Origin of the sequence: Neisseria sicca 4320 (genome assembly GCF_000193735.1) — a bacterium.
GTDB classification, from domain to species: Bacteria; Pseudomonadota; Gammaproteobacteria; order Burkholderiales; family Neisseriaceae; genus Neisseria; species Neisseria sicca_E.
This window is the reverse complement of sequence record NZ_AEPF01000042.1, coordinates 1-10,191: the sequence shown is the minus strand read 5'-3', so window position 1 is coordinate 10,191 and position 10,191 is coordinate 1. Positions and strand designations below refer to the sequence as shown.

Annotated in this window: 10 protein-coding genes and 1 pseudogene; 7 read left to right on the top strand and 4 right to left on the bottom strand. The window is 52.8% G+C overall.

Annotation, left to right across the window (positions count from 1 at the left end):
• Window positions 1–311: 311 nt before the first annotated feature.
• From NSCA4_RS0103290 to NSCA4_RS0103280, 3 genes are all read right to left on the bottom strand, one after another.
• A complete protein-coding gene (locus tag NSCA4_RS0103290; RefSeq protein ID WP_016686813.1) occupies window positions 312–743 on the bottom strand; it encodes a hypothetical protein in 432 nt (143 codons plus the stop codon).
• Window positions 744–752: 9 nt separating this feature from the next.
• Complete coding sequence (locus NSCA4_RS0103285) at window positions 753–1,283, bottom strand: outer membrane protein assembly factor BamE (protein WP_016686812.1); 531 nt, start codon at window positions 1,281–1,283, stop codon at window positions 753–755.
• Between the two features lie 330 nt (window positions 1,284–1,613).
• Window positions 1,614–2,252, bottom strand: a complete 639-nt coding sequence (locus NSCA4_RS0103280) for an MBL fold metallo-hydrolase (protein WP_016686811.1) — start codon at window positions 2,250–2,252, stop codon at window positions 1,614–1,616.
• A gap of 129 nt (window positions 2,253–2,381) precedes the next feature.
• On the opposite strand from NSCA4_RS0103280, the gene NSCA4_RS0103275 reads away from it, so the two are divergent.
• From NSCA4_RS0103275 to NSCA4_RS0103260, 3 genes are all read left to right on the top strand, one after another.
• Complete coding sequence (locus NSCA4_RS0103275; protein WP_016686810.1) at window positions 2,382–3,188, top strand: DNA ligase; 807 nt, start codon at window positions 2,382–2,384, stop codon at window positions 3,186–3,188.
• A gap of 411 nt (window positions 3,189–3,599) precedes the next feature.
• Window positions 3,600–5,615, top strand: coding sequence for a prolyl oligopeptidase family serine peptidase (locus NSCA4_RS0103265; protein ID WP_016686808.1), 2,016 nt, complete (start codon window positions 3,600–3,602; stop codon window positions 5,613–5,615).
• 139 nt (window positions 5,616–5,754) lie between these two features.
• The gene (locus NSCA4_RS0103260; protein ID WP_016686807.1) at window positions 5,755–6,222 is read left to right on the top strand and encodes a CinA family protein; all 468 of its coding nucleotides are present in this window, start codon (window positions 5,755–5,757) and stop codon (window positions 6,220–6,222) included.
• A gap of 96 nt (window positions 6,223–6,318) precedes the next feature.
• Here NSCA4_RS0103260 and NSCA4_RS0103255 read toward each other — a convergent pair whose 3' ends face one another.
• On the bottom strand, window positions 6,319–7,776 hold the full coding sequence (locus NSCA4_RS0103255) for an oligopeptide:H+ symporter (protein ID WP_016686806.1): 1,458 nt from the start codon (window positions 7,774–7,776) through the stop codon (window positions 6,319–6,321).
• A gap of 261 nt (window positions 7,777–8,037) precedes the next feature.
• Between NSCA4_RS0103255 and NSCA4_RS0103250 the strand changes: the two genes are divergently transcribed.
• The 4 genes and pseudogenes from NSCA4_RS0103250 (at window position 8,038) to NSCA4_RS0103230 (ending at window position 10,133) form a co-directional block, all read left to right on the top strand.
• Complete coding sequence (locus NSCA4_RS0103250) at window positions 8,038–8,268, top strand: hypothetical protein (RefSeq protein WP_016686805.1); 231 nt, start codon at window positions 8,038–8,040, stop codon at window positions 8,266–8,268.
• Window positions 8,249–9,591: pseudogene (locus tag NSCA4_RS0103240) on the top strand (replication initiation factor domain-containing protein). Before NSCA4_RS0103250 ends, NSCA4_RS0103240 begins: the two are co-directional and overlap by 20 nt.
• A gap of 13 nt (window positions 9,592–9,604) precedes the next feature.
• Window positions 9,605–9,916, top strand: a complete 312-nt coding sequence (locus NSCA4_RS0103235) for a hypothetical protein (protein WP_016686802.1) — start codon at window positions 9,605–9,607, stop codon at window positions 9,914–9,916.
• A gap of 13 nt (window positions 9,917–9,929) precedes the next feature.
• Window positions 9,930–10,133, top strand: a complete 204-nt coding sequence (locus NSCA4_RS0103230; protein WP_016686801.1) for a hypothetical protein — start codon at window positions 9,930–9,932, stop codon at window positions 10,131–10,133.
• The last annotated feature ends 58 nt before the right edge of the window (window positions 10,134–10,191 follow it).

Here is a 10,191-nt window from a genome sequence, read left to right as displayed (position 1 = left end):
GGCTCTACGGGCTGAACGAATTTGATCTTACCTAAAGCCACAAAGGCACCCCCATCCTAACCTTCCCCCGTCGGACGGGGGAAGGGACAGGTTGCCGTTACAGCAATCCGTAGCGTGGGCTTTGCCCACGAGATGAATGCTCGGACACAGATAACTAATTCAGGTTATTAAGCAGTAAATTTCGCGGGCAAAGCCCACGCTACGGGACCGCTTGCTCCAAGTATGTATCGAGTCAATAAAAAGGTCGTCTGAAATCTTGAATTTCAAGTTTTCAGACGACCTTTTTCATGCCTGCTATATGGTGAAACCCGTCAAATTACTTCCAAAACAAAGTATTGGCGCAATTTGTCGTACACTTTGTCGGTTACGTTGATGCAGCCGTTGGTGATGACGCGGTCGGAGACGACGTTGGAAGCGATGCGCTGCATACGGCGTTCGGAGGGTTTGAGCGTCCAGACGCGGTGCAGGGCGAAGAGGAAGTCTTTTTCCTGCTTGAAGCCGATGATTTCGCCACCGTAGCCGGGTTTGGAAGTCTTCATCAACTGCATATCAAATGTGCCTTTCGGCGTGGTTTTGCCGATGAGCACGGGGTAACACTGGGCATCGTCGGTGAAACACAGCTCGGCTTTGGCGGTGTTGACGATGACTTTTTTGCGTTGCATGTATTCTTTGGCGGCATCGGCTGCTGCAAAGCTGTTCAGCCCTGTCAGCAGTGATATGCCGAGGATGATTCTTTTAAGCATGTTTTCCTGTTATTTGCGGATGCGGTGGTGGGTTTCGGGCGCAACCTCGCGGATGATGATTTGAGGTTCTGGCGCGGGTTGTGGGGCAACTTCTTGTACGGGCGGGCAGACGGCGTCTTCTGGGAAGACGGCTTTCCAATGGAAGCTGCGGGCGTATTTGTGTTTGTCAAACAAGACTTTGTATTGGCAGGTGGTAATGCCTTCTACGCCGGAGCCGATGTCGGGATTGGCGGGAGCACCGGGAGTGCGGAAGTGGAAGAGATAGTTCCATTCGCGCACGCCGAACATACCTTCATCGTAGTGCGGACGGCCGAGGATTTTGTAAATGTCGTCTTTGCTCAGACCCGGTTTCATCTGTTCGAGTTCATCGGCGGTCGGGAATGTGCCTTGGTTTTTGTTGAAGGTTACGGAGTAGGGTTTCGGAAAGACGGGGTTGTCCGTCGTTCCGTCGGCTTTAACGTGGCTTTTGCCGACGCAGGCGGACAATACGGCTGCGGCAGCTAGGCAAAGGGCGGTTTTGGCGATGCGGGACGTTTTCATGGTTAATCCTTTTTCGTGTTGGCGGCTTCGGTTATGCCTTTGCCGCATGGAAAAATACGATTTACCCGCACGCTGCCCTTTGTGCTGATGCCGTTTATTGTCACTTTGTAACAATTTCATACGGATATAATTGGAAATGATAGTACATCGGCTTCAGGCAAGCGTGTGTCCGGGTCGGGTAAAATCGCGTTACTGGTTGTTTATTTTGATGTTTAATCAAATTTAAGGCGAAATGTTAATTTCTTGTTCAGATTCCATGCAAGTTTTATGCCAATTTTTTTAAAAAGGTCGTCTGAAACGCTTATCCGTGTTTCAGACGACCTTTCGCTTTCAGGATTTAAAAAACGGATTGTGCCGTTTTTCATGCCCGATGTCGGTCATTCTGCCGTGTCCGGCGATGACGCGCGTGTCTTCGGGCAGGACGAACAGTTTGGTGCGGATATTATGGATGAGGTCGGCGTGGTTGCCGCGCGGGAAGTCGGTTCTGCCTATGGTTTCGTAAAACAGTACGTCGCCCGCGATAAGCAGCCCTGCTTCGGCGCAGTAAAAAACGACGTGGCCGGGCGTGTGGCCGGGGATGTGCAGGACTTGGAAGGCGTGGCTGCCGACCTTGAGCGTTTCGCCTTCGGTCAGCCAACGGGTCGGCTCGAACGCGGGGGAAACGGGAAAGCCGTATTGGGCGGTCGTTTCGGGCAGGGCTTGGAGCAGGAAACCGTCGTCCGCATGAGGGCCGATGACGGGGACGGGGCGGTGTTCGCGCAATTCCACCACGCCGCCGGCATGGTCGAGGTGTCCGTGGGTCAGCCAAATGGCGGTCAGGGTGAGGTTTTTCGCGTCCAGCTCTTGCAGGAGGTAGGAAACGTCGCCGCCGACATCGGTCAGGACGGCTTCGCGGGTTTCGTCATCCCACAAAAGGGTGCAGTTTTGGCGGAAAGGGGTAACGGCAATGATTTCGGCTTGAAGTGCCATGATGCGGGATTCCTTGGGTAGTGGTTGGACGGGGTGGATATTTTCAGACGACCTTCGGTCTGCTTATGCGGTATCATTATTATATTTGAAATAATCACTCACATTACAGGAACGTTTATGAGAACTTCAATGCAGGGCATGATACCGATTTTTGCCGCTTTTTTCATCCAAACGGCGCTCGGCGCGGATTTGATGCTGGCGCAGGAATACAAAGACCAAGACATTACAGGCTGGGCGATGAGCGAAAAGCTCGACGGCGTGCGCGCGTATTGGGACGGGCGGCAACTGGTCAGCAGGCAGGGCTACGCGTTTACCCCGCCCAAAGGTTTTACCGCGCAGTTCCCGCCCTATCCGCTCGACGGCGAGCTGTATAGCGGGCGCGGACAGTTTGAACAGATTTCCGCCGCCGTGCGCTCGTCTGCCGGCGACTGGCGCGGCATCCGCCTGCACGTTTTCGACGTACCCAAAGCGCAGGGTAATCTCTACCAGCGCCTCACCGTCGCAACGCAATGGCTGAAAACTCATCCGAACGCTCCGATTACCATCATCCCGCAAACCAAAGTGCGCGACCGGCAGCACGCGATGGATTTTTTAAAACAAATCGAAGCGCAGGGCGGCGAAGGCGTGATGCTGCGCCAGCCCGAATCGCGTTACAGCGGCGGCAGGAGCAGCCAATTATTGAAACTGAAAAGCCAATACGACGACGAATGCACGGTAACGCGGCATTATGAAGGCAAAGGGCGCAACGCCGGACGGCTGGGCGCGGTCGGTTGCAAAAACCAACACGGCGAATTCCGCATCGGCAGCGGCTTCAAAGACAAAGACCGCGACAACCCGCCCAAAATCGGCGCAGTCATCACATACCGCTACCGCGGCTTCACACAAAAAGGCACGCCGAAATTTGCCACGTTTGTGCGGGTCAGGACGGACAGGTAAAAGCGGATGGTCGGAAGGTCGTCTGAAAACCTAAAAATACGGTTCTCAGACGACCTTTTCACAAGTTTGACGGATACTGAATTGGTTTTCTGCTTTGGGGGGGAAAGAGGGAGCTTTGGTATATCGCGGATAATTTAACCTTTGATACAGTAGCTTATTTAGCCTCGTCATTCCCTTTAGCCCCGTCATTCCCGCGCAGGCGGGAATCCAGTCCTCTCGGCACAGAAATCTGTCGGAAAAAAAGTTTCCTAAATTCTGCGTTCTGGATTCCCGCCTGCGCGGGAATGACGGGCGGTATATCGGAAGTAGTAGCGAAACCCGCCGCCCCGTTTTCAGACGACCTTTTCATCAGCCTGTAAGGCTTTCCCGCTATAATTCCCGCTTTCGCTATTTTCAGACGGCCTCTCTTCTATGAAATCCTACCCCGATTCCTATCTCCATTTCGAAAACCTCGATGCCCCCGAAACGCTAAACTTCGCCGCTGAAGCGCATGCCGAAACGCGTGCACGCTTTTTGGACAACGATAAAGCGCGTGCGCTCTCGGACGGGATTTTGGCGCAGATGCAGGACACGCGGCAGATTCCGTTTTGTCAGGAACACCGCGCGCGGATGTACCATTTCCATCAGGACGCGGAATATCCGAAGGGCGTGTACCGCGTGTGTACGGCGGCGACTTATCGTTCGGGCTATCCCGAGTGGAAAATCCTGTTTTCGGTGGCGGATTTTGATGAGCTGCTCGGCGACGATGTGTATTTGGGCGGGGTGTCGCACTTGGTGGAGCAGCCGAATCGTGCGCTGTTGACTTTAAGCAAGTCGGGCGGCGATACGGCTTATACGTTGGAAGTGGATTTGGAGGCGGGCGGGCTGGTTGAGGACGGCTTTCATTTTCCGGCGGGGAAAAACCATGTGTCGTGGCGCGATGAAAACAGCGTGTGGGTGTGTCCGGCTTGGGACGAACGGCAGTTGACCGAATCGGGCTATCCGCGCGAGGTGTGGCTGGTGGAGCGCGGCAAGAGTTTTGAGGAAAGCCTGCCGGTGTACCAAATCGGCGAAGACGGAATGATGGTGAACGCGTGGCGTTACCTCGATCCGCAGGGTTCGCCGATTGATTTGATTGAAGCGTCGGAGGGTTTTTACACCAAGACGTATTTGCAGGTGTCGTCTGAAGGCGAGGCGAAGCCTTTGAACCTGCCCGCCGATTGCGACGTGGTCGGCTATCTGGCGGGACATCTTTTGCTGACGCTGCGTAAGGACTGGCACCGCGCGAACCAAAGCTATCCGAGTGGCGCGCTGGTGGCGGTGAAGCTGAATCGGGGCGAACTCGGGGCGGCGCAGCTTTTGTTTGCGCCCGATGAAACGCAGGCATTGGAAAGCGTGGAAACGACCAAGCGTTTTGTGGTGGCGAGCCTGCTGGAAAACGTACAGGGTCGTCTGAAAGCGTGGCGTTTTACTGATGGCAAATGGCAGGAAGCCGAGTTGCCGTGTCTGCCTTCGGGCGCGCTGGAAATGACCGACCAGCCTTGGGGTGGCGATGTGGTTTACCTTGCCGCCAGCGATTTCACCACGCCGCTGACGTTGTTTGCGCTGGACTTGAACGTGATGGAACTGACCGTCATGCGCCGCCAGCCGCAGCAGTTTGTTTCAGACGGCATCGAAGTGCGGCAGTTTTGGGCGGTTTCGTCCGACGGCGAGCGCATCCCTTATTTCCACGTCGGCAAAAACGCCGCGCCCGACACGCCGACGCTGGTCTATGCCTACGGCGGTTTCGGCGTGCCCGAGCTGCCGCATTATCTGGGCAGCATCGGCAAATACTGGCTGGAAGAGGGCAACGCCTTCGTGTTGGCGAACATACGCGGCGGCGGCGAGTTCGGTCCGCGCTGGCATCAGGCGGCGCAGGGAATCAGCAAACACAAAAGCGTCGACGATTTGCTGGCCGTCGTGCGCGATTTGTCCGAACGCGGCATGAGTTCGCCCCGACACATCGGTTTGCAGGGCGGCAGCAACGGCGGCCTGATTACCGCCGCCGCCTTCGTGCGCGAACCGCAAAGCATAGGCGCGCTGGTGTGCGAAGTGCCGCTGACCGACATGATCCGCTATCCGCTGCTCTCCGCCGGCGCAAGCTGGACGGACGAATACGGCAACCCGCAGAAATACGAAGTCTGCAAACGCTGGCTGGGCGAATTGTCGCCTTATCACAATCTTTCAGACGACGTGCCATACCCGCCCGCACTCATTACCACCAGCCTCAGCGACGACCGCGTCCATCCCGCCCACGCGCTCAAGTTCTACGCCAAACTGCGCGAAACCTCCGCGCAATCATGGCTCTACGCTCCCGACGGCGGCGGCCATACCGGCAACGGCACGCAACGCGAATCCGCCGACGAACTCGCCTGCGTGTTGCTGTTTTTGAAAGAATTTTTGGGGTAAGGGCAGGGAGCGACACTGCCGCTGATAATGAAAAAAGGTCGTCTGAAAACCGGAAAATCAGTTTTTCAGACGACCTTTCCTATTTTCACCGCAATCGTCCTATAATCAAGTCCGAACCCAAAAAACGAAAGGACGTCCTATGACCGCACTGCAAATCATCGCCGAACACCTCACCCGACGCCGACAAACCGTTACCTGCGCCGAATCTTGCACCGGCGGCCTGCTTGCGGGCGCATTCACCGGCATCGCGGGCAGCTCGCAATGGTTTCATCAAAGTTTCGTTACTTACAGCAACCAAGCCAAAGAAGAACGCCTCGGCGTCATGCCTGACACCTTGCTGCAACACGGCGCGGTCAGCCGCGAAACCGTGTACGAAATGGCGCGCGGTGCGAAAGCCGTCGCCCAAGCCGACTACGCCCTGAGTATTTCCGGCATCGCAGGCCCCGGCGGCGGCAGCGCGGCAAAACCCGTCGGGACGTTGTGGTTCGGGTTGTCCACGCCGACCGAATCCTTGGAGCAAATGAAAATCTTCAGCGGAGACCGAGAGGCTGTCAGAAATCAGGCAGTCGCCTTCGCCCTTGAATTTTTAGCGGAACATTTGGTTTGACGGTTCACAACGCAAGAACGGCAAACCGCGTTCATGCAAAAGGTCGTCTGAAAAATTTTTCAGACGACCTTTTGCATGTCTTGCTCAGAGCGGTTTTTAATCCGCGCCTTTGAGCATTTTATTCAAAACGGGAACAAGCAATAACAATACCGCACCGGTTATCACTCCTATGCCGCAAAGCATCCAGTAGAAATCCAGCGGTGCTTTATCGTTGAATCCTTCTTTAAACAGCACGCCGCCCAAAGTGAAGCCCAAGGAAAAGCCCAAGAAGTTGAGCGCGACCATTTGGGTTTTGAACATGGGCGGGGCGATTTTGGTGGAAACGGAAAGCGCAATCGGAGAAATCATGAGTTCGCCTATGGTGATGGCAAGCAGGATCAGCGCGAAAACGATGATCGGCATGGGCGTGCCGGACGAGATATACGGCACGAATCCAAGATAGGATACGCCGACAACCAGCATCGCCAACGCGAATTTCAACGGGGTTTTCGGCTGGTGTCTGCCCATTTTTGTCCAAATCGCCGCCATCACGCCGGAGAAGAGGACGACCCACATACTTTGAATCGAATCTTTCCACGCAACGGGTACAGTCCAGTTGCCTAATGTGCGGTCAACCGTTTCGTCAAAGTACACCGTTGCCACGGTATAAACTTGGAACCAGACCGCCCAAAACAGGCAGATGGTCAGAAACAGCGGAATATAGGCGGTGATGTAGCGTTTGTTTTCAGACGACACATGGCTGCTGCCGAGCAGTCGCGCGAAATAGGCAATGACGGTGAGGATCACCGTGCCGAGCAGGAATTTGGAAAAGTTGTCCAGATTGAGCGTGTCTGACGCAATCAGACTGCCGACAACCAAGACAATCAGCACGCCGACTGCAACCGCGGTTTTCACTTTTTCAGGACGCAGCGGATTGGGCGCGGGCGTGTGCGGCAGCAGTTTGCGCCCAACGGAGTAACGCCACAATCCAAAAGCCATACCGACTGCCGCCGCGCCGAAGCCGTAGTGGAAACCCATCTCGGTTTGCAGCAAGCCGGTCAGGAGCGGGCCGAAGAAGCCGCCGATGTTGATGGAAATATAGAAAATCGAAAAACCCGCATCGCGCAGCGGCTTCAATTCGTCTGTCTCATAAAGCGAGCCGACCATCGAGCTTGCCGACGATTTCACGCCGCCGCTGCCCAACGCGATGAGTACCAAGCCGCACAGCAGTCCGTACAGCCCCGGCGCGATTGCCAAAACGATGTGTCCGAGCATGACCACGATGCCGGAAATAAACAGCGTTTTTTCCGCGCCCCAAATCCGGTCGGCAAGCCATGCGCCGAGTATGGTGGACAAATACACACTGCCTCCGTACGCGCCGACGATGCCGCCGGCGAGCGACTTGTCCATGCCCAAACCGCCTTTGTCGGCAGTGTAATACAGATAAATCAATAAGATACCCTGCATACCGTAAAACGAGAAACGTTCCCACAATTCGATATGGAACAGGGTGGAAAGCTGGATGGGATGCCCGAAGAAGGTTTTTTCCTTGCGGGCGGAGTAGTTGTCAGACATAAAAGTTCTCCAAAGGCGTTGAAACACCTTTTATTATCAGTTGCGGCACATTGCGCACCGCCCATTTTTCAGCCGTATATGGCATAACCTTTTTTAACGTAATATCAAAAAACTGTCAAACTGATTGACCTAACAAAGCAAAAGGTCGTCTGAAAAACAGAATTCTGTTTTCAGACGACCTTATATATTACGCTCCATCAGGGGCGCATATTTTTAATTCTTGTAAAGCCCCTTAACTCTAGCCAGTGAAGGGGCTTAATCATGTTTATTTTCTATACCGTCAATCCCGAACCCGTATCTTTCCCCAAAGCATACATCTTAAAAGTGTTCAGGGATAAAGACAACGAATCCCAATGCATCAAAACAGTTTGTTTCCCTATCCGCAATCCGACTTTGAAACAAAAAACCGAAAACGAAGCGTATGAATGCGGCAGATTGTTTGTAAAAGAACTGATGGATAAGGAATGCAACCATGGAAGCCTTGGAAGATAAAGCCGTGGCGGCGGCCGCGGACATGGCGGACGCGTCAGCGGACGGCGGGGCTGCGGCAACCGCCGAAGGCTGCCCCCCTAGGCTAATAGGGGGGAGCAAAACAAAACCCCAAATCCGAAGGGTGCGGAAAAAACAGAAAACCAAGAATTCCAATTCGAGTATTTCAGCCATTTTGTATCCGACGGCAAAGGCAGATTTATAGAAATACCGTTAAGGCGTGGCAGGGATGACGGAGCGTTCATAGACCAAATCACTTTCACGATACACGAAGATTCTTTGCCGAAAGTAACAGGGAAAGGATTGGTTTCAGATACGGAATTCGTTGTCCAGTATAGCGAACTGTTGGAAGAAATCTTGGGATTCGGCATTACACAAAAATTACCGTTCAAAGGAAAGTTTTTCTATAAAAGCTGTTACCAACTCGGACCCGATAACGTCGAATACGGAAAGGTTCACTATGGCGGCCAGCGAGAAACGATGTTGGTCGAATTGAACGGTACAGGCTGCATGGCGGCATTACCCGGTTGGGAAAACCGCCTACATGAATTCTTAAGTAAATGCGTCCGCCCGAAAATAACCCGTGTCGATGTAGCACATGATTTTTTCAACGGCGAGTACACACCCGATCAGGCAATGCTAGACCACGATAACGGACATTACGACGTACACAATATGCGGCCAAAAAGCGAATGTCGCGGCACGGCATGGCGCAATGAAGACGGCAGCGGAAAAACCTTTTACATCGGCAAGCGCGGAAACTCAAAATTTACCCGTGTTTACGAGAAAGGCAGACAGTTTGGAGATGTTGACAGCCCTTGGGTCAGGTTTGAAACAGAATTCAGGGCGGGGGATATAGAAATCCCATTGGATATGCTGCTTTATCCCGGTTCGTATCTCGGCGGTGCATATCCGATTTGTAAGGCGATTTTTAAAACCGAAGCCAAGCGGATGGAAGCAAAAGTAGAAACCGTTAATTTGACATTCGACCATAAGCTTTTCCATGCAAGGAATCAGGTCGGCAAGATGGTTAATTTTCTACGCGATATAGGGTGGGACGATAGCAGGATAGTTGATGAGCTGGTAAAGGGCGTTGAAGGTTATCCCAAAGGTTTACAGCCTGAGCAATACGATTGCAGAAATCAAACGCAGAAATTTCAGTATATCCACGAAGAACAGAAAGCCATCAACGAATTGAACATTGAAATACTGTTTGATGATTTGAATGAAGAGAAAGGAAACGCATTCCCCCAAGACAGGGAAAGGCAACACATCAAGGATATTGAGTACGAGGAACGTCAAATATCCGATTTTTTAAACAACTGAAGGAAATTGAAAAATGTTTGAAACAAGCCAAGTAACCACATATCCAGCCACTTTGTTGGGCGCAAAACAATTCAAAGGCGAAATCGACGGTAACAAAATCGATTCATGCACCGTCTTGGTAGCCAGCCCCATGCCGTCAAACGGCAATGCCGTGGGCTTTACCGCGGCAAGCATGAAGTTTGGTGACAGCCATAATTTTGAAAAATTGAAAAACCTTAAATTCCCCTGTGCGGTTGATGTAACCGTCGCCATGGAATCAACAGGCAAAGGCTTAGTGCCGAAATTGTTGGATTTCCAAGTAAAGGGCGCAGCACCTAAAGCCTAAGAAAGGCTGAATCATGAGCAAATACCAACAGAAATTTATCGTACAGGAATTGGAAAATCACGAATTCATCTATCCCGATCCGTTTGGCGATATTGGCTTTACGCCGAACATCAAATCAGCCGGCAAGTATGACAGCTATGAAGATGCTTTCAGTTCGGCATTGGAAGAGATAGGCGGGGAATTTGTAATTTTCGGATTCTACGAAAAAGAAGACTAAGTTTAAGAGGCTCGGCGGGCGGTCTCTAAAACCTTCACATAGCCCGCAAAACCATTTT

Excerpts from the sequence above, each read along its gene's own strand:
- NSCA4_RS0103290 (WP_016686813.1), bottom strand. The coding sequence starts at position 743 with ATGCTTAAAAGAATCATCCTCGGCATATCACTGCTGACAGGGCTGAAC.
- NSCA4_RS0103285 (WP_016686812.1), bottom strand. The coding sequence starts at position 1,283 with ATGAAAACGTCCCGCATCGCCAAAACCGCCCTTTGCCTAGCTGCCGCA.
- NSCA4_RS0103280 (WP_016686811.1), bottom strand. The coding sequence starts at position 2,252 with ATGGCACTTCAAGCCGAAATCATTGCCGTTACCCCTTTCCGCCAAAAC.
- NSCA4_RS0103275 (WP_016686810.1), top strand. The coding sequence starts at position 2,382 with ATGCAGGGCATGATACCGATTTTTGCCGCTTTTTTCATCCAAACGGCG.
- NSCA4_RS0103265 (WP_016686808.1), top strand. The coding sequence starts at position 3,600 with ATGAAATCCTACCCCGATTCCTATCTCCATTTCGAAAACCTCGATGCC.
- NSCA4_RS0103260 (WP_016686807.1), top strand. The coding sequence starts at position 5,755 with ATGACCGCACTGCAAATCATCGCCGAACACCTCACCCGACGCCGACAA.
- NSCA4_RS0103255 (WP_016686806.1), bottom strand. The coding sequence starts at position 7,776 with ATGTCTGACAACTACTCCGCCCGCAAGGAAAAAACCTTCTTCGGGCAT.
- NSCA4_RS0103250 (WP_016686805.1), top strand. The coding sequence starts at position 8,038 with ATGTTTATTTTCTATACCGTCAATCCCGAACCCGTATCTTTCCCCAAA.
- NSCA4_RS0103235 (WP_016686802.1), top strand. The coding sequence starts at position 9,605 with ATGTTTGAAACAAGCCAAGTAACCACATATCCAGCCACTTTGTTGGGC.
- NSCA4_RS0103230 (WP_016686801.1), top strand. The coding sequence starts at position 9,930 with ATGAGCAAATACCAACAGAAATTTATCGTACAGGAATTGGAAAATCAC.